Source organism: Pseudomonas sp. GW821-FHT12A04, from assembly GCF_058807755.1.
The window spans coordinates 267,422-290,464 of record NZ_JBXAQZ010000002.1 but is presented as its reverse complement, the minus strand read 5'-3'; the positions used below and the strand labels follow the sequence as shown (position 1 = coordinate 290,464).

At 59.0% G+C, this 23,043-nt stretch carries 18 protein-coding genes; 13 read left to right on the top strand and 5 right to left on the bottom strand.

The genetic code is table 11. The features are described from left to right. Window positions 1-152: 152 nt before the first annotated feature. The 4 genes from sutA to glnK all read right to left on the bottom strand — a co-directional run bounded on the left by sutA (window position 153) and on the right by glnK (window position 2,928). A complete protein-coding gene (gene sutA, locus AC1RS8_RS04105) occupies window positions 153-476 on the bottom strand; it encodes a dormancy-specific transcriptional regulator SutA (RefSeq protein ID WP_008050867.1) in 324 nt (107 codons plus the stop codon). A 101-nt stretch (window positions 477-577) separates the two neighbouring features. Beyond that, on the bottom strand, window positions 578-1,003 hold the full coding sequence (locus AC1RS8_RS04100; RefSeq protein ID WP_057712777.1) for a secondary thiamine-phosphate synthase enzyme YjbQ: 426 nt from the start codon (window positions 1,001-1,003) through the stop codon (window positions 578-580). 213 nt (window positions 1,004-1,216) lie between these two features. Then, the gene (locus tag AC1RS8_RS04095; RefSeq protein WP_057712776.1) at window positions 1,217-2,554 is read right to left on the bottom strand and encodes an ammonium transporter; all 1,338 of its coding nucleotides are present in this window, start codon (window positions 2,552-2,554) and stop codon (window positions 1,217-1,219) included. Between the two features lie 35 nt (window positions 2,555-2,589). Next, on the bottom strand, window positions 2,590-2,928 hold the full coding sequence (gene glnK, locus AC1RS8_RS04090; protein ID WP_002555808.1) for a P-II family nitrogen regulator: 339 nt from the start codon (window positions 2,926-2,928) through the stop codon (window positions 2,590-2,592). A 421-nt stretch (window positions 2,929-3,349) separates the two neighbouring features. Between glnK and AC1RS8_RS04085 the strand changes: the two genes are divergently transcribed. The 4 genes from AC1RS8_RS04085 to AC1RS8_RS04070 all read left to right on the top strand — a co-directional run bounded on the left by AC1RS8_RS04085 (window position 3,350) and on the right by AC1RS8_RS04070 (window position 7,133). Further along, window positions 3,350-3,610, top strand: a complete 261-nt coding sequence (locus AC1RS8_RS04085; protein ID WP_046038993.1) for an accessory factor UbiK family protein — start codon at window positions 3,350-3,352, stop codon at window positions 3,608-3,610. A gap of 461 nt (window positions 3,611-4,071) precedes the next feature. Continuing rightward, window positions 4,072-4,518 (top strand): hypothetical protein, encoded by a 447-nt coding sequence (locus AC1RS8_RS04080; protein ID WP_489339442.1) that lies wholly within the window; start codon window positions 4,072-4,074, stop codon window positions 4,516-4,518. A 100-nt stretch (window positions 4,519-4,618) separates the two neighbouring features. Next, the gene (locus tag AC1RS8_RS04075; RefSeq protein WP_489339443.1) at window positions 4,619-5,419 is read left to right on the top strand and encodes a hypothetical protein; all 801 of its coding nucleotides are present in this window, start codon (window positions 4,619-4,621) and stop codon (window positions 5,417-5,419) included. A 220-nt stretch (window positions 5,420-5,639) separates the two neighbouring features. Then, complete coding sequence (locus AC1RS8_RS04070; protein WP_057712774.1) at window positions 5,640-7,133, top strand: YifB family Mg chelatase-like AAA ATPase; 1,494 nt, start codon at window positions 5,640-5,642, stop codon at window positions 7,131-7,133. 6 nt (window positions 7,134-7,139) lie between these two features. Here AC1RS8_RS04070 and AC1RS8_RS04065 read toward each other — a convergent pair whose 3' ends face one another. After that, window positions 7,140-8,351, bottom strand: a complete 1,212-nt coding sequence (locus tag AC1RS8_RS04065) for an aldose 1-epimerase family protein (protein ID WP_489339444.1) — start codon at window positions 8,349-8,351, stop codon at window positions 7,140-7,142. Between the two features lie 267 nt (window positions 8,352-8,618). Between AC1RS8_RS04065 and AC1RS8_RS04060 the strand changes: the two genes are divergently transcribed. From AC1RS8_RS04060 to AC1RS8_RS04020, 9 genes are read left to right on the top strand one after another with little or no spacing between them, the layout of a single operon-like run. Further along, complete coding sequence (locus AC1RS8_RS04060) at window positions 8,619-10,007, top strand: SrfA family protein (protein ID WP_489339445.1); 1,389 nt, start codon at window positions 8,619-8,621, stop codon at window positions 10,005-10,007. Between the two features lie 17 nt (window positions 10,008-10,024). Then, window positions 10,025-13,090: a virulence factor SrfB gene (locus AC1RS8_RS04055; protein WP_102669372.1), complete on the top strand. Its 3,066-nt coding sequence runs from the start codon at window positions 10,025-10,027 to the stop codon at window positions 13,088-13,090. Further along, a complete protein-coding gene (locus AC1RS8_RS04050) occupies window positions 13,087-15,798 on the top strand; it encodes a putative virulence factor (protein ID WP_493162439.1) in 2,712 nt (903 codons plus the stop codon). The genes AC1RS8_RS04055 and AC1RS8_RS04050 overlap by 4 nt, the downstream gene beginning before the upstream one ends. Before the next feature lie 3 nt (window positions 15,799-15,801). Continuing rightward, entirely contained in the window at window positions 15,802-16,824 is a 1,023-nt protein-coding gene (locus AC1RS8_RS04045; protein ID WP_154909803.1) for a hypothetical protein, read from the top strand. 11 nt (window positions 16,825-16,835) lie between these two features. Next, complete coding sequence (locus AC1RS8_RS04040) at window positions 16,836-18,815, top strand: vWA domain-containing protein (RefSeq protein WP_057716539.1); 1,980 nt, start codon at window positions 16,836-16,838, stop codon at window positions 18,813-18,815. A gap of 10 nt (window positions 18,816-18,825) precedes the next feature. Beyond that, entirely contained in the window at window positions 18,826-19,527 is a 702-nt protein-coding gene (locus tag AC1RS8_RS04035) for an ABC transporter ATP-binding protein (protein ID WP_057712768.1), read from the top strand. Beyond that, entirely contained in the window at window positions 19,511-20,734 is a 1,224-nt protein-coding gene (locus AC1RS8_RS04030; RefSeq protein ID WP_489339447.1) for an ABC transporter permease, read from the top strand. The genes AC1RS8_RS04035 and AC1RS8_RS04030 overlap by 17 nt, the downstream gene beginning before the upstream one ends. Then, on the top strand, window positions 20,724-22,268 hold the full coding sequence (locus AC1RS8_RS04025; RefSeq protein WP_057712766.1) for an SUMF1/EgtB/PvdO family nonheme iron enzyme: 1,545 nt from the start codon (window positions 20,724-20,726) through the stop codon (window positions 22,266-22,268). The genes AC1RS8_RS04030 and AC1RS8_RS04025 overlap by 11 nt, the downstream gene beginning before the upstream one ends. A gap of 34 nt (window positions 22,269-22,302) precedes the next feature. Further along, window positions 22,303-23,040 (top strand): hypothetical protein, encoded by a 738-nt coding sequence (locus tag AC1RS8_RS04020; RefSeq protein WP_489339448.1) that lies wholly within the window; start codon window positions 22,303-22,305, stop codon window positions 23,038-23,040. Window positions 23,041-23,043 lie beyond the last annotated feature (3 nt).

Sequence of the window (23,043 nt, the reverse complement as noted above, 5' to 3'; positions counted from 1 at the left end):
AGGGCTTAACATTCAAAATAAATGTTGCCTGACACTCCGCCATCGCGAGCAAGCTCGCTCCCACAGGGATCACCACAGGTTTCATGTTTTTTGTTTCAGGCATGAAAAAGCCCGCAGCGACGGCGGGCTTTTTCAGTAAGCGGGTAGCAGGCTCAGATAGGCCGGCTGCCGTACTTGTTGTCCGGCTTCTTGGGCGGATCGGCGACCACATTGGCCTCCACTTCCTGCACCTTGCCACCCTTGGCCAAAAACTCCTCCATGGCCCGCGCGAGAGCATCGCGTTCCTTGTTCTTGGCTTCGACACTCGGCAGCTCATCGACCGATACCGCTGCCTTGGCCTTGCCTTTGGCGGTCGGAACCGGCGCATCACCACCGTCGTCTTCAGCGACGTCTTCCGCCGCTGCTTCCAGACCTTCTTCGGTTTCGTCGTCGTCGCCTACTTCGAGGTCGTCGTTTTCCAGATCATCGTCGCTCATGTTCTACCTCATGACTTGCGAAAAGCAGATTAGTTATAGCCCAGCTTTGCCCTCTGTCGAAGGCTGCCGGAAAAAAATCAACAACCGCTGCTGACCAGCGGTTATGCCCCTTCACCGTGCACGGTGGCGAGGACTTTACGGGCACCGCCATGATCACGGTGCTCGCCCAGATAAACGCCTTGCCAGGTCCCCAACGCCAACCGGCCTGCCGCAATCGGCAAACTGAGCTGACAGCCAAGCACGCTGGCCTTGAAGTGCGCCGGGAGGTCGTCCAGGCCTTCGTCGTTATGCTCATAGCCGTCTGTTCCTTGTGGGATCAGACGATTGAAAAATCGTTCGAAGTCGCGACGTACCGCCGGATCGGCGTTCTCGTTGATGGTCAACGACGCCGAGGTATGCTGCAGCCACAAGTGCAACAGACCGACCCGACACGCCTTGAGTTCAGGCAGGCCGGCGAGTAACTCGTCCGTTACCAGATGAAAGCCCCGGGGCCTCGCCCGCAAGGTAATCAGAGTCTGTTGCCACATACAGTTCTCCGCACGTTCGGGGCGCATTCTAGCGCGCTCTGTGAAAAAACAAAGGCCCTAATATTCCTTCAATCCTGTAAGCCTTTGGCTGCACAAAAACACCCGACGTAAACATCATAAAACCTGTAGGAAAAAACCTTTCAGCTCGGCCTTCAACGACAAATTCCAGACAAAAAAATGCCCGGCAAGCCGGGCAGTTTTTTACGCGCCTGCTTACAAGTTGTAGCCGCGTTCGTTGTGAAGCGCCAGATCGATGCCGACCGCTTCTTCTTCTTCGTTGATACGCAGGCCCATGACCGCATCCAGCACCTTGAGGATGATGTATGTAGCGATCGCGGTGTAGATCACCGTGAAGCCCACGCCTTTGCACTGAATCCACACTTGTGCGGCGATGTCGGTCACGGTGCCGAAGCCACCCAGGGACGGAGCAGCGAACACACCGGTCAGGATTGCGCCGAGGATACCGCCAATACCGTGCACGCCGAAGGCGTCCAGGGAATCGTCATAGCCGAGCTTGCGCTTGAGGGTGGTAGCGCAGAAGAAGCACACCACGCCAGCCGCCAGACCGATTACCAACGCGCCCATCGGGCCAACGGTGCCGGCAGCCGGGGTGATTGCCACCAGACCGGCAACCACGCCCGAAGCGATGCCCAGTGCGCTAGGCTTGCCGTGGGTGAGCCACTCGGCAAACATCCAGCCCAGTGCAGCAGCAGCGGTAGCGATTTGCGTCACCAGCATCGCCATGCCGGCGGTGCCGTTGGCCGCAGCGGCGGAACCGGCGTTGAAACCGAACCAGCCAACCCACAGCATGGCCGCGCCCATCAGGGTGTAACCGAGGTTGTGCGGCGCCATCGGCGTGGTCGGGAAACCCTTGCGCTTGCCCAGCACCAGGCAAGCAACCAGGCCTGCTACACCGGCGTTGATGTGCACCACGGTGCCGCCAGCGAAATCGAGCACGCCCCAGTCCCACATCAGGCCACCGTTGCCGGACCAGACCATGTGCGCAATCGGCGCATACACCAGGGTGAACCAGATACCCATGAAAATCAGCATCGCGGAGAACTTCATCCGCTCGGCGAACGCACCGACGATCAGCGCCGGGGTGATGATCGCGAAGGTCATCTGGAAGGTGATGAACACCGCCTCGGGGAACAGCGCTGCCGGGCCGGTCAGACTCGCTGGCGTGACACCCGCAAGGAACGCCTTGCCCATGCCGCCGAAGAACGAGTTGAAGTTGACGACGCCCTGCTCCATGCCCGTGGTGTCGAACGCGATGCTGTAGCCATAAATGACCCACAGGACGCTGATCAGACCGGTAATGGCGAAGCACTGCATCATCACGGAAAGAATGTTTTTCGACCGAACCATGCCGCCGTAGAACAGCGCGAGGCCGGGAATGGTCATGAACAGCACGAGAGCTGTCGAGGTCAACATCCAGGCGGTGTCGCCGGAGTTGAGGACTGGGGCCGCCACTTCGTCTGCCGCCAGAGCAAGGCTGGGCATTACGATGGACAACAGGGCTCCTAGCCCTGCGAATTTACGCAGAGTCATATTGTTTTCTCCTGGGGCGTTGGGTTTGTGGCGGCTTAGATAGCGTCGGTATCGGTTTCGCCGGTACGGATGCGAATCGCCTGTTCCAGATTGACCACGAAGATCTTGCCGTCACCGATCTTGCCGGTGTTGGCAGCCTTGGTGATGGCCTCGATTACCCGGTCCAGATCCTTGTCGTCGATGGCGACGTCGATCTTCACCTTGGGCAGGAAATCGACCACGTATTCCGCGCCGCGATACAGCTCGGTGTGACCCTTCTGCCGACCAAAGCCTTTGACTTCGGTGACGGTAATGCCCTGCACGCCGATCTCGGACAGCGACTCGCGTACGTCGTCCAGCTTGAACGGCTTGATGATGGCAGTGACTAGCTTCATGAAAACTCTCTCCCGAATTTGGTGGACTTGCCCCAGGAAAACAAACCCGTCTCAAGTCTAAGCGCAGTGCCTGGCTTTGTAACGCATCGTCGGCCTTACCTGCCCGTCCGACGCCAGCTAACCGCTCCTCACGAAACACTCCCCCGCGTTCCGTTTGGCGCACTGCATTCGTCACAGCGACTGCATCAGTGCATGGGTCACCAGCATCTAAGCAGAAAGCTTGCCATCTCCACAAAACCGACTGTTTTCAAGCAATTACAGGTGGATGGTGGATACTTCGCGACAAGACCCCGCACGTTACGCACAACAACGGTGCAACGCCGCCTGTCCCAATGCGCGAAAAGCGTGCATCCCTTGCCCGCGCAAATGACTATAGACACTGCGTGATACACTGCCCGTCATTGTTTCCAGGACATTGCCCATGCTCGCGCCAAAAGACTTCCTCGACGCCCTCACCGGCACCGCCTCCCGCCTTTTCAGCGGTGACACGCCACTGCCGAAAGCTGAAATCGAAAGCCAGTTCAAAATGTTGCTGCAGAGCGGCTTCAGTAAACTGGATCTGGTGAGTCGGGAAGAGTTCGATAGCCAGATGGTCGTACTGGCACGCACCCGCGCCCGCCTCGAAAGCCTCGAAGCGAAAGTCGCCGAGCTGGAAGCGAAACTGAACCCACCAACCGAATAACACCGCAAATGCTCACTGTGGAACCCAATCCACTGTGGGAGCGAGCCTGCTCGCGAAATGGTCGCCACGACCTTCAGACTCACCTGTAGGAATTGCCGCAACCTGCGCTCTTCAAGGCCGCAAGAATCCCGGCAACTTCCTACGAAGATCTCACTCCCCTTCCGATTGCGCAGCAAAGCTCCGGTTCCTAAGCTCACTCCCAACTGATTAGCCAGCAATGGGTTTAGCGACTCGAACAGCACCCGACGCACCGTGACCACGTTCGAACCAGAGATTTATTCCTTTCTCGAATTACGGCCGTGCATGGAAGACCTTCGGGCCTGCCAGTATTTCCGCAGGCTTCGGTTCGCCAATTCGCTCGAAAAAGTTTAAGCCCATGTTACATGGCTTAGATAATAGTTTGTGATGAGCACAACTTTTTAAATGGAATACTGTTAGCAACACCACAAGGAGCAACATCCATGAAAATATCCAAGTCTTTAATTGCCGCTTTCGCATTGACTGCATTTCACATAAGTTCAGCGGTCGCTGGGCCGTCTGTTACAGTCACATTCAAGAACCTTGGAACACAGACTGCTACGTATACCCCCATAACAAACAACGAAGCTATAACGAAAGCAAACGCATCACCTACTCCACAAGCGTCCGTGATTGCAAATGGCTCAGATACGTACGTCATACAAAGCCAGATATCACCTGATTACAATCATGCTAATTTGCGATATCAAATTGGCAACAAGAAATGTATTTATTTAGCTACATTTGTGACGACTCCTGGCTTTGGTGCGAGTAAAACTCCAAAATGGAATAATACGGCCACGCCTAGTGGTGGGGCCACCTGCACCATCAAGGTAACCAAAGCAAATCCGTCCACCTATGTCTGGTCAATAGTAATCACCATGAAATAAAGCATGTAGCGCCTTAGTCGGCTTATAAGATCTTGCCAAAACATCAACATTTATTAGGCAACATATTATATTTTAGTCATCGAACAGGGAGTGGCAAAAAATGGTTAACTCACTAAACAATTTTGCAGCTAACAGCGGCCAAGCGCTGGCTGAAACAAAAAAATTGACAGCGACTCCCGGCAAAAACCCAGGCGTCAACCAAAGCACACCCCAAGTCCCATTTGGCAACGCACGAGATAGCAGTACCGTTTCCACACTAGCGAGCCAATTGAGCGAAGCCTCAGTACGCGCACAGGCCCGGGATGCACGCCTAACTAGAACGGAACTGAGCTCGATGGCTAATAACACATTCAACGAGTTAGTGAGTGCTAATTATACTGCCAATAAATCAACATACGACTCTGAAGTTCCTGACACAGATAATGCCACATTACTAGCGCGCGCCAAAAGTGCGACACAGTATACAAACGGACTCGGCAAAAATCCGTTTTCGGGGATGCCCATGGATCAGCTTGCCTTAATTACTTACGATGACAGCGGCACCTTTACCATCAATGAAAGACGGGCAGCACTGGAAGAGTCAGCCAAACAAGAATTTGCATGGCGACAGAAAGTGGTGGCCGAAGCAGAGTTTGAATACAACAACACTGGAAAACTCACAAACTTCTCCAAAAGTGTCCTTGACCATTACAAGGGCTTGCCCCCAGTTCAGCAAGCACAGTATCCAAACAACTACGAAGCCAAACTTAAGCACTGGATAGATTTAGACTTCAACTATTTTACGAATGTCGCAGAAGGTAAAAAGAAGATGGATGCCGAGAGCTTCGCCGGCAAAATCCTGAACGGCGATAATAGCTTGTTTGACGACACAACTTCTTCCAAACAAGCTGCCTCAACATAAGTTGCTTGATTTACACGCGAAATAAATGCGCAGGGGCGTGTCAGGCTGGCTTTGTCAGCAGGTTTTACGACAGCTGTGCAGCCAAACTCAGCGTTTGGCTGCTGTTACAGAGCGTGGCTTCAGCAACATTCTGCGAAAGTTTCCCTCCTCTCCGACCGGACTCCACGACTACCCTTCAAAAACCCGCAGGAAGCGGCTCCCGTCATCTCAAGGAACGACCATGTCCCTCTCCATCGTCCACAGCCGCGCCCAGATTGGCGTGGATGCGCCCGCTGTCACCGTTGAAGTCCACCTGGCCAATGGTTTGCCGTCGCTGACCATGGTCGGTCTGCCCGAGGCGGCGGTTAAGGAAAGCAAGGACCGGGTGCGTAGCGCGATCATCAATTCGGGGCTGCAGTTTCCGGCGCGGCGGATCACGTTGAATCTGGCGCCGGCGGATTTACCCAAGGATGGAGGGCGGTTCGATCTGGCGATTGCCCTGGGGATTCTCTCGGCCAGTGTGCAGGTGCCTACGTTGACGCTCGATGATGCGGAATGCCTTGGGGAGTTGGCGTTATCAGGTGCCGTGCGGGCGGTTCGTGGGGTCTTGCCAGCGGCGCTGGCAGCGCGCAAGGCCGGGCGCTGGTTGATGGTGCCGCGAGCGAACGCCGAGGAAGCGTGCCTGGCCTCGGGACTGAAAGTAATTGCGGTGGATCATCTGCTTGAGGCCGTTGCGCATTTCAATGGGCATACACCGATTGAGCCTTATGTCTCCAATGGCCTGCTCTACGCCAGCAAACCCTACCCCGACTTGAATGAAGTGCAGGGGCAACTCGCGGCCAAGCGTGCGCTACTGATCGCTGCCGCTGGTGCTCACAACCTGCTGTTCAGCGGTCCGCCGGGAACGGGAAAAACCCTGTTGGCGAGCCGCTTGCCGGGATTGCTGCCGCCCCTGGCCGAAAATGAAGCGTTGGAAGTGGCGGCGATTCAGTCGGTCGTCAGTTGCTCGCCGTTGAGCCATTGGCCGCAGCGGCCGTTTCGCCAACCGCATCACTCGGCGTCCGGCCCCGCGCTGGTGGGGGGCGGCTCGAAACCGCAGCCCGGTGAAATCACCCTCGCCCACCACGGCGTCCTGTTTCTGGACGAACTACCGGAGTTTGATCGCAAGGTTTTGGAGGTGCTCCGGGAGCCACTGGAATCCGGCCACATCGTGATCTCCCGTGCCAAGGACCGCGTACGCTTCCCGGCGCGCTTTCAACTGGTCGCAGCGATGAATCCCTGCCCCTGTGGATATCTTGGCGAGCCGAGCGGCCGTTGCTCCTGTACGCCGGACATGGTTCAGCGCTATCGCAACAAATTGTCGGGGCCGCTGCTGGATCGTATCGATCTGCACCTTACGGTTGCTCGCGAAGCCACGGCGCTGAATCCTGCGTTGAAACCCGGCGACGATACTGCCACCGCCGCCGAGTTGGTTGCCGATGCACGAGAACGGCAACAAAAGCGCCAAGGCTGTGCCAATGCATTCCTCGATTTGCCGGGCCTGCGCAGACACTGCAAGTTATCCACAGTTGACGAAACCTGGCTGGAAACGGCGTGTGAACGGCTGACCTTGTCGCTGCGAGCGGCCCATCGACTGCTCAAGGTTGCTCGCACCTTGGCGGACCTTGAGCAAGTCGATGGCATCACCCGTGAACACTTGGCCGAGGCGCTGCAATATCGGCCGACAACACTCTAGTCAGCATCACCCCTTGTTGAGGTCAACCAACGGCGTCTGCCGCACCTCAGTCTCCCGCCCACCCTGAATCTCGCTCACCTGTTTCAATGCCTTATCCACAGCCGCCTTATCCGCCAACAAGCTGTAGCTGATGCGGAACTGCTTGTGTTCCTTCGGCCCAATCGTCGGCACCAGGTTCAATGGGCGCTGATACCGGCGGTTGTAGGAAAAACTCGTCCCCGGTTCCAGCCCCGTGACATAGCCCTGCCCCTGGGTATCGGTGTTTTTCCACAGGGAGAACACAGGCAGTGTTTGAGTATTGAAGCCGACCGAAACCCCCAGGCTGCCGGCCTTGTTATGTAACACGGTCAACGTATCGCCCTTGGCATCGGCATACGGCACCACGTTATAAACCGTCTCGTCGTAGTCCTTGGTCGGTGCGCGGTAGGTTTGCCAGTCGGGCAGATCGCCTTTGGCTTTGTCGTTGAACGGTGAGACCTGTTTCACCGGCGCGGCGAAGCGGGCGCCCTGTTCCAGGAACGGCGTGCTGAAGTTGCTGTGATACAGCGCCTGGTATTCCTTCGGATAGTCACCGTTGTTGGTCAGGGTGTCGTTGAGGGCGAACGTTACGCTGCCGGGTTCGGTGACCAATTCGGTCGCCACGGAGAAGTCGACTTTCTTGAACGCCTGCTCTTTCAGCTCGCCACGCAGGCTGATGGCGTATGGCGGTTTTTCATCGATGTGCAGGGTGACTTTGTTGGCCGGAATGTTGGCGGCGCGGCCGTGCAGGGTCAGCAGTTCACCGTTGTCCATGCCGGGATGGCCGACCCATTCGTAGCCGCAGCGGGTGACCAGCTCATTGAAACCTTCCAGCCAGCCCAAGCCACCGCGACCATTGAGTTCGATGAAGGACGGGTTGACCACTTCCTTGACCGGCGAATCCCAGCCCATGCGCACATTGCCGACCGAGGCCTGCAAGACGTTCATGCCGCGAGTCGGCACCACCGAGAGTTTCATCGTGCCGTTATCGATGTCGACGATGCTGACGCCCTCCTGCCGACCGCCGTGCAAGGTGCGCAGGGTCACGGAGAAGGGTTTGTCGGTTTTCACCCCGAGTTGCTGGCTGGTGATCTGCCAGTTTTGCGCGGCCTTGTCGCTGTCGAGCAGGACGTAATCCCAGGCCATGGCGTGGGAGGCGGACAGCGCGCCAAGGACAACGAGGAGTTTGAGCGGGGACATGGGGAAAGCCTTTCTTGGAGTTGTGCATTTTTTATAGCGCTGATGAAACGATTCAGCAAGCATAAAAAAGCTTACGCCCGAGCCTTCCCAAGCTAATTAAATTTGACCTTATGCAACCTCCGCACGCTTACGTTAGTCTCATAAGGTTTGAACCTCCGGCAGATTGACGGCGATATCATTATGACACTAATGTCGCCCGCTAAATGCAGGAGCAAGTACAGACACATTTGTCTGTCATTTTTGCGCAACGGATCGTATGGAGTTTGAATGCGCGGGGCACTATTACGCAGCGGTAAGAGCGGGTCATTCACTGCCCTCGGCGAAACAGGTCAACCGGTCTACCGAGCAGCCCTGCAATTGCGCGAAGCCATTCGCCGCAAGAACCCCGAGTTGGTCGATCATCTGGCCATCCCTCAAAGCGATGAACTCGGGAACCAGATCGATTGGTACAGCGCTCTCGACGGCGATGTGATTCCGTGGAGCAGCGCGACCGAAGAAGAACGTGCCCCTGCCCGCCGCCAGCTTGAAGCGCTGAAGACCGCGCTCGAAGAATTGAGCCAGCGTTTCCTGGGTACGGACTCCGCCGAACAGCCGCAAGGCGACAAAGCCGTGTTCGGTAAGCTGCTCAAGCGCGTGATTCATTTCCCGGACGAAAACTTCGTCTACCTGGTGCAAGGCAAACCGGTGCTGACTTTCTGGGGTTTCGAGCATGCCGGCACCGGCAATGGCGATCCCCTGCACTGCCTCTATCAGGCACCACCCGCGTTCACGCTGCCACCCGAGGTCGAAGCGCCTGTTGTTCCGCCCGTTGTGCCGGTGGTTGCTCGTCCGTGGTGGCGTCGTTGGTGGTGGCTGTTGCTGCTGCCGCTCCTGCTGCTGCTTTTGTGGCTGTTGCTCGGCCTGCGAGGGTGCGTACCGATTCCGTTGGTGGCGGTAGATTTGCTGCCTGACGGCGTTGTGCCAGTAGAAAAACAACTGGAAGAGCCGCCACTGACCGGAAATGTCACGACACTCAACAACGTTCCGGTGACAGGCACCGTTATAGGCTCGACCACTGGAACCGGCACCGCCGTGACTGGAACGCATGGTGTGGAAACGCCGGCCGTCGAGGGTAACGAGGCTGACATGGCACCCGCCGACTTGACCAAAGACCCGGCCATAGACCCGGCAGCTGAAAACAAAACTGCGCCACCCGAAAACAAAACTGAGCCACCAGAAAACAAAACCGCGCCGCCGGATGTCACATCGCCCGAGGCAGAAAAACCCGCCGCTGCCAAACCCGGCCCGCCCCTGAGCATCCCGCCAGACGCCGCCGACGGTGCCGCCAAGTTTCTCGATGGACAGTACAGCGCAGGCGCCGGGATTCAGGATCGCCGAACCGGCAAACCGCTACGTCTGGAGTACCAACTCAAGGACGGTAAGGGCCAAGTCACCGTACATCAGGCCGACGGCTCGAAATGCAGCGGGCCGGTGAGCGCTACTATGAAGGGTGGCAGCCTGGCCATCGACAGCCAGGGCCAGGCCGTTTGCGGCGATGGCAGCACTTACGACATGCCCAAGGTCAGCTGCCGCCCAGGGGCGACCACGATCGCAGACTGCACCGGTGGTTACGGAAAAGAACAATTCCCCATGTCCATGCGGCAAGTGGCCGAATAAAAACGGAATAACCCGACATGTTGCCTGAAGTCACTCAATTCGAAGACACCGTCACACTGGTCAGCGACACCGGCATCCAGTTCATGGATTTCGCCCTGCGCCTGGATCCCCGCAAGGAACCGGCGGGCGAGTTCGCACCGATGATCAGCGGGCTGATCTGCCGCCTGGCGTACAACGAAGAGAAAGACTTCTTTTTCTACGAACCCGAACCGGAAAAGGTCGAAAAAGCCAAACCTGCGTTCAGCGTCGACATGAAAAGCAGCCTCGATTTGCTCGACGGTATCTGGCTGCCGATCCCGTTTTTCCGCTTCATGCCGCCGCATCGCTTCGACGAAGGTCCGACCAACTGGTCGCGCATGCGTTTGGTGAAATTGGCAACTCCTGACATCGACGGTAATACCCACCGCCTGACGATGGCGTTCGACAGCCGTGTGATGCCCAAACGTGACGGCACTGCCTATCTGGCGCCGAACGATGAAGACATCAGCTCCGGCGTGTCTTTCAAACTGGCGACCAAGGCTAGCGAAACCCGCTGGTTCCTGGCGCAGCCGTGGGTCAACGAGTGGTTGCTGGAAGTGTTCAATGAGGGCAATGCCCACCGTTCGCGCGCAGAGCTGGACATCGATATTCGCGCCAACCATCACCTGGCGCACTACCTCAACTTGCTCAGCCTGTTGAGCAAACCGTCAGCCGCCCAGGAGTCGAAGGCCCGGGCGAAAGTTGAAATCCCCGAGCTGAAAGTGGTCGCCAACGACAGCAATGGCCTGGTCAAACCCATACCGGTGGACCTGGTGCTGGACGTCGGCAACTCGCGCACCTGCGGCATCCTGATCGAAAATCACGGTCAGGCCGGCTCCGGACTGAAGCAGAATTATGTGCTGGAACTGCGTGACCTGATCACCCCGGAACACACCTATAACCTGCCGTTTGAAAGCCGCGTGGAGTTCTCCCAGGCGTACTTCGGCAAGGACCACTGCTCGGTCAAGAGCGGTCGCCACGACGCGTTCCAATGGGCGACGATTGCCCGTGTCGGCAATGAGGCCAGTCGTCTGGCCAGTCGTCGTCGCGGCACCGAAGGCTCCACTGGCCTGTCCAGCCCGAAACGCTATCTGTGGGACGAAAACGCCTATGGCCACGGCTGGCGTTTCAACTGCTCGTATATAAAGACCGACAATGAGCCGTACGCCACCGCCGCGCCGTTCTCGCACCTGATCAACGAAACCGGCGAGGCGCTTTACAGCCTCGAAGAAGACGATCGTCTGCCGGTGTTCATGCCGCGTTACTCACGCAGCTCGCTAATGACCTTCATGCTCGCCGAAGTACTGGCCCAGGCGCTGTCGCAAATCAACAGCCCGGCCCAGCGTTCGCGCCAGGGTCACACCCGCGTGCCGCGCCAGCTCAACAGCATTACCCTGACTGTGCCACCGGGCATGCCACAGGCCGAGCGCAGCATCCTCAACGAACGCATGCTGCAAGCCATCGGCCTGGTGTGGAAAAGCCTCGGCTGGCATGCCGGCGAGGAAGATCCACATCAGGATCAGGCCGTCAGCCCGCGCACGCCGATCCCGAGTATCCGCGTGGAATGGGACGAAGCGTCCTGCGGCCAGTTGGTGTACCTGTACACTGAGGTCAACGAGAACTTCGCCGGTCACCCGGAAGAGTTTTTTGACACCATCGCCCGGCCGGACAAAGTCGACCGCCAACGCATCACCCTCGCGACCATCGACATCGGCGGTGGCACCACCGACCTGGTGATCACCGACTATCGCCTCGACCGTGCGGGCAATACCGGCAGCGGCAGCAACGTGCACATCGTGCCGGAACAGCGTTTTCGCGATGGCTTCAAAGTGGCCGGCGACGACATCCTGCTGGACGTGATCCAGGACTTCATCCTGCCGAGTTTCGAAAAAGCCTTGCAGAACGCCGGCGTAAAGGCCCCGAATTCACTGATGTCACGGCTGTGTGGCGATGAATCGGTCAGCGCCCAGGACATGATCTTGCGTCAACAATTGAACCTCCAGGTGTTCGCCCCGCTGGGCCTGGCGCTGCTCAAGGCGTATGAGCATTACGATCCGCAGGTCCCGCAAGAAGTCATCCCGCAAAGCTACCGCCAATTGCTCGGTGACAATGCCATCAGCCAGACCGTGCTCGACTACGTCAATGTCGCCGTGCGTCGCGATGTCGGCGCTCAGAGCGGTTTCGACCTGTATGACGCGCCGATCAGCTTCGACCTGCAAAAGCTCCATGCCGCGTTTCTCAACGACCAGATCAACATCACCAAGATCCTTGGTGCGCTGTGTGAAGTGGTCGCGCATTACCCCTGTGATGTCTTGCTGCTGACCGGCCGCCCTTCGCGCCTGCCCGGCATCCAGGCGTTCATTCGCAAGCTGTTGCCGCTGCCACCGGGGCGTATTCTGGCGCTGCAAAACTACCGCACCGGCGGCTGGTATCCGTTTCACAAGAACGGCCGGATCGACGACCCGAAAAGCACCGCCTCGGTCGGCGCCATGCTCTGCCTGTTGTGCGCCAACCACAGCGTGCCGAACTTCTACTTCCGGGCATCGGCGCTCAAGCCGTATTCAACGGTCAAGCACATCGGCGTCATCGATCTGAACAACGTGATCAAGGATGCCGACGTGCTGTACCGCGACATCCAGTCCGAAGACTACAAAATCAAGCTACCGGAAATTGGCGTTGGCGACGCCGCCGACACACCGCAGCTGGAAATGCGCGGCGACCTGCGCCTCGGTTTTCGCCAGTTGGCCGCTGACCGCTGGGCTGCTTCGCCGTTGTATACCTTGCGGTTCACCAAGGCGGGTCGGGAGAAGTTTTCCCGGGCAACCGGTGAAAACGGCAGCGCCCCGCTGCTCAAGGTGCGGTTCGAGGTCAAACCGGCGGACAAATACACGCGCAAGCAGGATCTGGTCAGCGACCGCCTCTCAGTTCGCGACATCGAATCCAACAGTAACAACGTCAACTTCAACCCGCGCAGCGACCTCGAGCTGGAACTCAACACCATGCTCGACGCCGGCCTGAGCGAGACCAAGTACTGGCTCGACAGTGGAAGTGTGAAACGCAAATGAAAGACCTGACCCCCGATCAAACTCAGCTCTCTGCCAGTTGGGCCGCTGTTTATGAAGGCGCCGGTCAGGCGCTGGACTGGATTGACCAGACGCGCGGCAATGCGCCGCGCCTGGACAGCGAAGCCGACAACCTGAACATCCGCCTGCACCGCGCCCGCAACCTGGCTCAAAGCCTCGGTCGCGTGGCCTGCACGCCGATGACCATTGGCTTTTTCGGCTTGTCCCAGGCCGGCAAGTCCTACCTGATTTCGGCCCTCGCCGCCGGTCAGAACGGTAAGCTGGAAACCGAGTTCGGCGATCATCGCCTGGACTTCATCAAGCACATCAACCCGGTGGGTGGTGGCAAGGAAGCCACCGGCCTGGTAACGCGCTTCAGCCGTCGGGCGACGGAAAGTCAGGACAAGGACTTCCCGGTAGAACTTACGTTGTTCAAGGAAATCGAGCTGGCGAAGATTCTCGCCAACGCCTGGTTCAAGGATTTCGACCTTGAGCGGATTTCCTACGAGATCGACGAGGAGCGCATCCAGCGCGTGCTCAAACCGTTCGAAGGTCGCGAAACCGGGCCGCTGCAAACGGGCGTCAACGCCGACGATCTAGTGTCGCTGTGGGATTACCTGCGCGACAATTTTCGCAACTCGGTGAAGAAGCTTGAGCACCTGTTCTGGCCCAAAGCGTTGCAGCTGGCGCCACGCCTGAATTTCCAGGAACGGGCCGAGCTGTTTTCGATCCTCTGGGGTGAGCAAAGCGAGTTGACACGCGTGTACCAGAAACTGGCCGGCGCGCTGCACAAGCTGGGGCTGCCCGAGACCGTGTTCGCACCGTTGAAGGCCTTGGTGAGTTTCGACAACGACACCTACAGCCAGCGCGACAGCATCATGAACGTCGACATCCTCGAACGCTTCGGCAGCCCGCTGGACTTACCGATCGATGTTCGACCGCTGGTTGGCGATCGCCTGCAAAACAGTCAGGCGATTGCGGTCGCGCAACTGGCGGCACTGACCGCCGAAATGACCTTCCGCCTGATCGAAGCGCCGGTGGATGACATCGTCAATCAGGTCGACCTGCTGGATTTCCCCGGTTATCGCGGGCGCCAGAAACTGCACGAGATCGCCGATTCCAACGACCCGCAATCCAGTACCAAGGACAACTCCGTTTCCCAGCTGATCCTGCGCGGCAAGGTCGCCTACCTGTTCGAACGCTACACCGACAACCAGGAAATGAACGCACTGGTGGTCTGCACCAGTTCGACCAAGCAGAGCGACGTCAACGACGTGGGTCCGGTGCTGACCCGCTGGATCGAAAAAACCCAGGGCGCCGACCCGGCTGCTCGCAGCAAGCGCGATACCGGCCTGATCTGGGCGCTGACCATGCTCGACCTGCGCATTACCAACTCCCTGAGTCTGACACCCGATCAGTACGACGAGAGCTGGAACGGCATGGTCAAGCTGACCATGCTGGAGCGTTTCGGTAGCCTGAGCTGGATGAACGACTGGGCCGGTACACCGTTCCAGAACACCTACCTGGTGCGCAAGCCGCGTATGGATGCGGCGTTCATCGGGCAAGACGCGACCGGTGCGGAAACCGGCCTCAATGCCATTTATCAGGAACGTGTCAGCGCGCTGGGCACCAGCTTCGCCAGCAACGCTCTGGTGTGCAAACACATCAAGAATCCGGTCAACGCCTGGACAGAAATGCTGCGCAACGATGACGGTGGCATCAGCCACTTCAGCGGCAGTTTCAAAGGCGTGGCCAATATAGAATTTAAATTGCAGCGTATCCGCGAGCAATTGAGCGAATGCCTCGAAGGCCTGACCACTCACGGTCTGAGCACCTGGTACCACGCTGACGACGACGGCGCCGCAGCCGCCAAGAAAGCCAAAGCGCAAATGATTCTGACGAGCTTGGGCCGTCGCCCGGCGGTACTTGGCGAATTGATCGATCAACTCGACATACCGAGCGAAGAGGTGCGCGACCTGTACCTCAGCGGCGTGTACGAAACCGATGACGAGCCGGCCGTGAACGACGAGCCGGTCACCCCGACACCGAGCCAGAGCCTCTACGGCAATGACACCGGTTTCAATTTCGATTTCAGTGACGACCCGGGCCACGACGCGCCAGTCAGCAGCAAAACCGGCACCCCGGCGCCCGAACCGCAAAGCAACGAGCACCGTTTCGCCAAAGCAGCGTTCAAGGCCTGGATCGCGCACTTGCGTGAACTGACCACCCGGCAAAGCCTGCTCAACCTGCTGGGGCTGGAAAAGGCCTTGCTGGAAGCGGTGGTCGATGAACTGATCACCGCCGGCTATCGCCAGGATTTGCCGGGGCAATTGAGCCGCGCCGTCCTCAAGCGCGCACAAAGTGGCGCGCGGCGCGATCAACTGGTTGAGCGCCAGGTGCTGGAAGTGCAGCGGGTGCTGCGCGATTTCGTGTCCTGGTTCGGCTACCTCCAGAAACCGGTGAGCGAGCGTCCGAACAGCCGCGCCGGTGCCAAGGAGCCCTTGTTTTCGTTCTACACCGACATTGGCCCTGGACAAGTGCCTGTACTGCCGGCGCAACCGGCGAATCAGGCGCAACGGTATCTAGGCGACTGGCTTTCGGGCCTGGCCTACATCACGCAGGACAATGCTGGCCATGGTGCTGGACGTGAAATCACCCCTGAACAGAACGAACGGCTGGGCCAAGTGCTCACAGCCTTCGCAGCGAGATAAGCAATGCCAATTCGTGTCGACCTGCTCGCGTTAGAGCCCAATGTGCCTGGCCAGGCTCGCCTCACTGTGAAGAAATGGCAGGGTGACGAGGAACAGCTGGAGTTTTCCATTCAGCGCAACCAGGACGGTTTTTACCTTCAGGACCACAAGGCCTGGAGCAACAATCCATTCTGGTTCAAGGTCTCGCGTTTCAACCTCGCGGCCAACGGCGAAGCTTTGGAAACCCAGGTCGGACCGGACGTGGTTGACCCACTGCTGGAAGGCGGCGCCAACTCGCAATTCCAGATCGAACTGCGTGAACAGAGCCAAGGCCACGCCGACAAAGGCGTGGTTCGGCCAGGCGTCGGCTTGCTGCCGTCCACGGCCGGCGGCCAGACACGCTCGACTTACGGCGGTGCCGAACTGACGGCGCCGAGCGCACCGGCACCGGAGATCCCGGAGATCCCGGATTTGCCTGAACTGACCCTGTCCACCGCCGAGCCAGAAGTGGAGTTGGAATCGGTACTCACCGAGCGCGCCTATACGCCGCCTCCCGCACCGGTGAAGAAAAGCAACAAAGGTCTGATCGGCCTGTTGATTGTGGTGTTGTTGCTGGCGGCGGGCGCCGGATTCTGGTTCTACAAACGCACCCCAGCGCCTGCGGTTGCAGCCACTGCCAGCGCACCTGCCGGCGCCAATGCTCAAGCCTGCACCCTCGACAGTATGAACAGCCTGCCCGAGTTGACCTTCGTCCAGACCTGCATCAAGGCGGCACCCGACAGTGCCAGGTTGTTGGAGATCATCGACCAGGCCAAGGCCAGTAAACACTGCGGCGTCGCCCAGCGCCTGTACGCCAACCGTGCCCAGGCTGGTGACGTGCTGATCGCCAACGCCTATGCCCGTGAATACGACCCTAAATACCTGAAGGCCAGCGAGTGCTTCCCGGCTGCGGACAACGCCACCGCCGCCTACTGGTATGAAACCATCCTCACCCAGGACCCGAACAATGCCGAAGCCAAGCAGCGTTTCGAGGAGTTGCAGAAGTGATGCGTTCACCCATGAGTCGACTCCTGCTGAGCGGTGCCGCCTTGCTCGCGCTGTGCATCAGCCCACTGTCCCAGGCCGATGACAAACCGCTGATCCAGGCCGGTAAAAAGACCCTGTTCCAACGCGTGCTGACCACACCGGGCTGCAAAATCAGCTCGACGGCGGGCGGTGCCGAAGGTGAAGCACAACCGGTCTTCAGCCGCTTCTATGTGTACGAACGTGCGCAAGCGAACAATGCCGAATGGCTGAAAGTCGGTCCCGACAGTTATGGCAAAACCATTGGCTGGCTGCCTGCCAGCTGCACCACCGACTGGAAGATGCAGCTGACGCTGGCCTTCACTAACCCGGCCAACCGCGACCGGCTGCTGTTCTTCAAGGACCGCGCCACCGTCGAAGGCATCCTCGATGCACCGGACCCGGTCAGCAAAGTCGCGCCGCTGCGGGCCACGCTGAAAAAGGGCCTGCAAGCACCGGGCGTACTGGCTGAAGAACCTGAATACTTCGTCGACCTGCAAAAGCAGTTCTACCTGCTGCCGGTGCTCAGTGGCGAAGAAGTCATGACCGAAAGCGGTTTCCGCACGCGCCTGCTCAATGTGGCCTCCGTCAGCAAGCCGGATGACAAGAACGCCAAGGGCGGGGCTGCAAACAGCCCTGCCGGCAGCAAGGAAGCCGAAGAGAAAAAGGCCAACCAGCTGAAGGAATTCAGCGCGGCCGTGGTATTTGTCATCGACTCGACGATCTCGATGGACCCCTATATCGACCGCACCCGCGAGGCGATCCGCAAGGTTTACCAGAAGATCGAAGCGCAGAACCTCGGCAAGCAGGTCAAGTTCGGCCTGGTGGCTTTCCGCTCCAACACCCAGGCAGTACCGGGGCTGGAATACACCACCAAGATGTACGCCGACCCTACCAAGGTGAAAGACAGCGCCGACTTTTTCGCCAGGATCAAAGACCTCAAACAGGCTAACGTGTCGAGCAGCAGCTTCGATGAAGACTCGTTTGCCGGGGTCATGGAGAGCATCGACAAGGTCGACTGGAGCCAGTTCGGCGCACGCTACGTGGTGCTGATCACCGATGCGGGCGCCATCGAAGGCGACGACAAGCTGTCGAAGACCGGCTTGAGCGCTGCACAGGTACGTATCGAAGCCGCCAACCCGGGTGTGGCGATTTACACGCTGCACCTGAAAACCCCGGCCGGTGCCAAGGACCATGCCAAGGCCGAGGCGCAATACCGGAATCTGTCGACCTACCCGGGTACCAACACTTCGCTGTACTACCCGGTAAACGCAGGCGATGTGCAAGAATTCGGGCGCAAGGTCGACACACTGGCCGCAGCGATCACTACACAAGTCAAAGCCGCCTACATGGGCGAAGACGCCATCGGCAGCGCGGCGAACGCCAAGCAGGACCCGGCCGAGAAAAAAATGCTCGAAGACGCGGCGCTGATCGGCCACGCCATGCAACTCGCCTATCTCGGCGAGAGGACCAACAGCAAGGCCCCGCCAGTGTTCAAGGCATGGATCACCGACCGCGACCTGATCAAGCAGAACATTCCGACCACCGACGTGCGGGTGCTGCTGACCAAGTCACAGCTCAGTGACTTGAGCGACGTGATGAAGCAGATTCTCGATGCCGCCAACGAGGGCCTGATTTCGCCAACGGACATGTTCAATCGCCTGCGCTCGGTGGCGGCGACCATGGGCGCCGATCCCAATCAGCTCAAACAGAACAGCAATGCCAAACTGGCGGACATGGGCGTGCTCGGTGAATACCTTGAAGACCTGCCTTATCAGAGTGAAGTGCTGAACCTGGATGAAGAGACCTGGAAGAGCTGGGATGGTCTGGCACAAGAAAAATTCATCCGCACGCTGAACACCAAACTGCGGCATTACCAGCGTTACAACGCCGATGTCGACCGTTGGGTAGCCTTAGCCAAAGACAGCGATGCGCGGGACAACGTCTACCCCGTCCCGCTGGAAATGATGCCCTGACGAGACGCCGATGCTCGAAATCAAGAATCTGCTGGTGCGCCGTGGAGAAGGCGCACAGGCTCATCACGTGCGACTGCCGCACCTGCGGATCGGCGCCGGAGAAATCCTCGCCGTCACGGGTGAGAGCGGCAGCGGCAAAAGCACGTTACTCGAAGCCATCGGTCTGTTGCTCGCACCGGTAGAACTCGAGCGCTTCCGGCTGGGCCCGACGCACGCTCAGGATATCGCCCAACTGCTGGCCACTGACGATCAGCCTGCGCTTGCAGCGGTGCGTTCACGGCACTTGGGATTCATTTTGCAGAGCGGCGGCTTGCTGCCGTTCCTGAGCGTGAGAGACAACATCAGCCTGCCGCGCCGTTTGCTCGGGATGCAGGCGAAGAGCGATCACATCGACCACGCCGTTGACGTATTGCGCCTGCAAGGCTTGTTGGACAAACAACCCCAGGCCTTGTCGATTGGCGAGCGCCAGCGCGTCGCCTGCGTTCGGGCAATTGCCCATGAACCGCTGCTGCTGTTGGCCGACGAGCCGACCGCCGCGCTCGACCCTCACAGTGCCCGGCGATTGTTTGAGTTACTCCTGAGCCTGGTGTCGAGCATGGGCCTGAGTGCGCTCGTTGTATCCCATGACTGGGCCCTGCTGAAGGATTTCGGGTTGCCGCGACTCGGTGCTATCAACCATCTGGGAGAGACTCTGTTTGAACCGATGGACTGATCGCTTGCGCCTGCTGGGCTCACTGGCACTGCAAGACCTCTGGCACGACCGCAAGGTCTCGCTGTGTATCGCCGCTTCCCTGGTGGCGGTGATCGCGCCGTTGTTGTTGCTGTTCGGGCTCAAACACGGGGTGGTCAGCCAGCTGCAGGACGAACTGCTGCGCGACCCGCGCAACCTTGAAGTGAAGATGCTCAGCAACGGTAACTACGACGCAGCCTGGATCGAGCGTTTGCGCCTGCGCCCCGAGACCGGCTTTGCCCTCGGCCAGACCCGCTCGCTCAATACCCAGGCGGACCTGCTGATCGGCATGCAACGCTTTGTCGAAGGCGCGGAAATCATCGCCACCGAGCCCGGCGACCCACAGCTGAATCTGGCGTCCCTCAACCCCGTCGGCAATCAGGTGATCCTCAGCGCCAGCGCAGCGCAACGCTTGCAGGCCAAGGCCGGCGACAGCGTGCAGCTACGGGCCTTGCGCCGCCTGGAAGGTGTCAATGAACGCGGCGAGATGACGCTGACGGTACTGGCCGTGCTCGACGGTGCCCGCTTCGGTCGCGCGGCCGGGTTCGTCGCCCCGCCGCTGTTACTGGATCTGGAGCGCTTTCGCGACGGTTATCAGGTCAGTGAGTTCGGCGTTACTACCGGCAAGCCTCAGGGGAATCTACAACCGCTGTATGCCCGCGCCCGCGTGTATGCGCGCGACATCGACCAGGTCGCGCCGCTGGAACACTGGCTCAACGAACAACACATCGAAACGTCGAGCCGACTGGCCGACATCGACAACGTCAAAGCCATCAACCATGTGCTGGGGTTGATCTTCGGTGTGATCGCCATGGCGGCACTGATCGGCTGCGTGGCGTCCATGGTTGGCGCGTTCCTGGCCAACATCGATCGTAAACGCAAAAGCCTGGCGGTCCTGCGTCTGCTGGGCTTCAAGCGCAGGTCCGTCGGCGGTTTCGTGGTCCTGCAAGCGCTGGTGCTGAGTTTGGCCGGCTACGTGGGCGGGCTGGGGTTTTATACCGTGGGCAGTCATTTGTTCGACTCCCTGCTCGGCAGCAGCCAGGCCACCGGTACCTTCGTTTGCCACATCACGGTCTGGCACGGCGTTGCCGCCCTGCTCCTGACCTTTCTGGTCGCTGCCCTGGTGGCCATGGTCGGCGCGCTGAGAGCCATCAACATCCAACCTGCGGAGAGTCTGCGTGAGCTATAAACGTTTTGGCTTGCTGTTACCCCTGAGCCTCGGCTACTTGCTCGACGCCTCGGCGGCGGGCTGGGAAGAGAAGTATTACAACCCGATGCCCGAGGCTGGCGACGTCGTGCTGCCGATGCCCTGCGAAGGTTCGATGGTGTTTCGCAAAGTGTTCATTCCGGTCGCAGGTCCCTTGGATGACTACCCGATCAACATCGGTCAGGACGGCGCGGAATACGGCTATGTCGAGCAGACCCGCCCGACCTTTATCGCCGGCAGTTTTACCGGGGCCAGGAACGACAAGTCCCGCTACTACCTGATGGCCAAGTACGAGATGAGTCAGTTGCAATACGCCGCGCTGACCGAAGCGACCTGCCCCACCGCTGCCACCAAAATGCGCTTGCCGCAAACGGCGGTGAGCTGGGTGCAAGCCATCGACGCCGCCGACAAGTACAACCTGTGGCTGCGCAAAAACGCCGCCGGCAAGCTGCCCAAGGAAGACGGTGCCCAGGGTTTCCTGCGCCTACCGACCGAGGTCGAGTGGGAGTTCGCCGCGCGCGGCGGGCTGGAAGTCGGTGCTGCTGAATTCCGCGACACGCACTACCCGATGCCAGAAGGCATCAACGCCTACGAGTGGTTCGCCGGGGCGCAATCGTCCAACGGCAAAGTGCAATTGACCGGCCTGCAAAAGCCCAACCCGCTGGGCCTGCATGACATGCTCGGTAACGTCGACGAAATGATGTTCGAGCCGTTTCGCCTGAACAAACTCGACCGCCAGCACGGTCAGGCCGGCGGCTATGTCGTCCGCGGCGGCAACTACCTGACCGCCCAGGCCGACCTGCGTACGGCATTGCGTAAGGAAGAGCCGTATTACAACGCCGAAGGCCAGGTGAAAAACAAGACCACCGGCCTGCGACTGGTGCTGGTCTCCCCGACCCTAACCTCTCGCGAACGGGTCGCCAGCATCGAAAGCAGCTGGAAGAAACTCGGCACCGGCAGCAAGGAAACCGAATCCGCCGACAAAGGCACCGTACAATCGCTGAACAGCCTCGCCTCGGGTGTCGAAGACAAAGCGCTCAAGGAAAAGCTCCAGGCCTTGGAGAACCAGCTGCGCGCCAGCAACCAGCAGCAGGAAGAAACCCGCGACCAGGCGATCCGCGCCAGCCTCAACCTGGGTGCGTTCCTGTGCACCAAGATGCTCGACGACGGCCAGTACGTCGACTTCCTGCAAAAGAACTACAAGCTCAACTGCGAAAGCGCAGACAAAGATGCCAGTTGCGACATGCGTAAAGGCAAGCTCAACGAGCAAAAGGATCGCCTGCACAAACTCAGCCGCTACTACGCCAGCAGCCTGGTGGAATCGGCTACCTTGTACGGCCAGCCACTGCTTGAATCGCAAGTCCCGGTGATGGAAGAAATCATCACCCGCAACAAACAGCTGCAAGACCTCAAACCTTACTTGCGCACCCACTGGGCCAATCAGAAGGCGTTCCTGCAAAAGCAGAAAATCGACACTGAAGCCTGGCTGACCAGCTGCAAAACCGTCACTCAATAACAACGCGTCAACACCGTTACGTAGGAGTTTCACCATGTCGCGCAGCCTTTGGACTCGCTTCAAACTACAGATCGCTTTCGTAGTCGCCAGCAGCCTGCTAATGACCGGTTGCGCCAACACTGGCAGTTCCATGCTCGGCGATGGCGAAAGTGAAGGTCCCGACCCGCGCCTGACCCAGGGCAATGACGCAGAGTTCTTCAGCAAGTCCGGTTACCAGGCCTGCGCCGTCGGCGCCGGTGTCGGCATCCTCGCTTGCGCGCTGTCCAACAGCAGCAACAAAACCGTGTGCGTCATCGCCGCCGGTATTACCGCGTGTGGCGTGGCCATGGGCGCGAACTATTACCTGGATCAACGTCGCGCCCAATACGCCGACACCACCACCCGCTTGGCGAAGATGAACAGCGACGTCGAACAAGACACGCAGAACGTGATCGCCCGGACTGCGACCGCTCAGCAAGTGATCAATGATGACAATGCGCAAATTGCCCAGATCAAAAAGGACATCGCCAACAAGAAAGTCGACAAGAGCAGGGCTCAGGCGCAAATCGCCGGGATCGACTCGGACATCGCACGCCTGCGCAAAGACCTTGCCAACATGCGTACCAAGGTCACCGAGTACAGAAAAGTGGCAGACGCCGAGCGTTCGCAAGGCACCAGCGCCGAGATCCGACAGGTGGACATGAACATTCAGAGAATGAACCAGAAAGTCGTCAGCCTGCAGAAGGAAGTCGACGCTCTGTACAGCCAACGCTCCGCAATCACCCTGGGTTAAGCA

Excerpts from the sequence above, each read along its gene's own strand:
- sutA (WP_008050867.1), bottom strand. The coding sequence starts at position 476 with ATGAGCGACGATGATCTGGAAAACGACGACCTCGAAGTAGGCGACGAC.
- AC1RS8_RS04100 (WP_057712777.1), bottom strand. The coding sequence starts at position 1,003 with ATGTGGCAACAGACTCTGATTACCTTGCGGGCGAGGCCCCGGGGCTTT.
- AC1RS8_RS04095 (WP_057712776.1), bottom strand. The coding sequence starts at position 2,554 with ATGACTCTGCGTAAATTCGCAGGGCTAGGAGCCCTGTTGTCCATCGTA.
- glnK (WP_002555808.1), bottom strand. The coding sequence starts at position 2,928 with ATGAAGCTAGTCACTGCCATCATCAAGCCGTTCAAGCTGGACGACGTA.
- AC1RS8_RS04085 (WP_046038993.1), top strand. The coding sequence starts at position 3,350 with ATGCTCGCGCCAAAAGACTTCCTCGACGCCCTCACCGGCACCGCCTCC.
- AC1RS8_RS04080 (WP_489339442.1), top strand. The coding sequence starts at position 4,072 with ATGAAAATATCCAAGTCTTTAATTGCCGCTTTCGCATTGACTGCATTT.
- AC1RS8_RS04075 (WP_489339443.1), top strand. The coding sequence starts at position 4,619 with ATGGTTAACTCACTAAACAATTTTGCAGCTAACAGCGGCCAAGCGCTG.
- AC1RS8_RS04070 (WP_057712774.1), top strand. The coding sequence starts at position 5,640 with ATGTCCCTCTCCATCGTCCACAGCCGCGCCCAGATTGGCGTGGATGCG.
- AC1RS8_RS04065 (WP_489339444.1), bottom strand. The coding sequence starts at position 8,351 with ATGTCCCCGCTCAAACTCCTCGTTGTCCTTGGCGCGCTGTCCGCCTCC.
- AC1RS8_RS04060 (WP_489339445.1), top strand. The coding sequence starts at position 8,619 with ATGCGCGGGGCACTATTACGCAGCGGTAAGAGCGGGTCATTCACTGCC.
- AC1RS8_RS04055 (WP_102669372.1), top strand. The coding sequence starts at position 10,025 with ATGTTGCCTGAAGTCACTCAATTCGAAGACACCGTCACACTGGTCAGC.
- AC1RS8_RS04050 (WP_493162439.1), top strand. The coding sequence starts at position 13,087 with ATGAAAGACCTGACCCCCGATCAAACTCAGCTCTCTGCCAGTTGGGCC.
- AC1RS8_RS04045 (WP_154909803.1), top strand. The coding sequence starts at position 15,802 with ATGCCAATTCGTGTCGACCTGCTCGCGTTAGAGCCCAATGTGCCTGGC.
- AC1RS8_RS04040 (WP_057716539.1), top strand. The coding sequence starts at position 16,836 with ATGAGTCGACTCCTGCTGAGCGGTGCCGCCTTGCTCGCGCTGTGCATC.
- AC1RS8_RS04035 (WP_057712768.1), top strand. The coding sequence starts at position 18,826 with ATGCTCGAAATCAAGAATCTGCTGGTGCGCCGTGGAGAAGGCGCACAG.
- AC1RS8_RS04020 (WP_489339448.1), top strand. The coding sequence starts at position 22,303 with ATGTCGCGCAGCCTTTGGACTCGCTTCAAACTACAGATCGCTTTCGTA.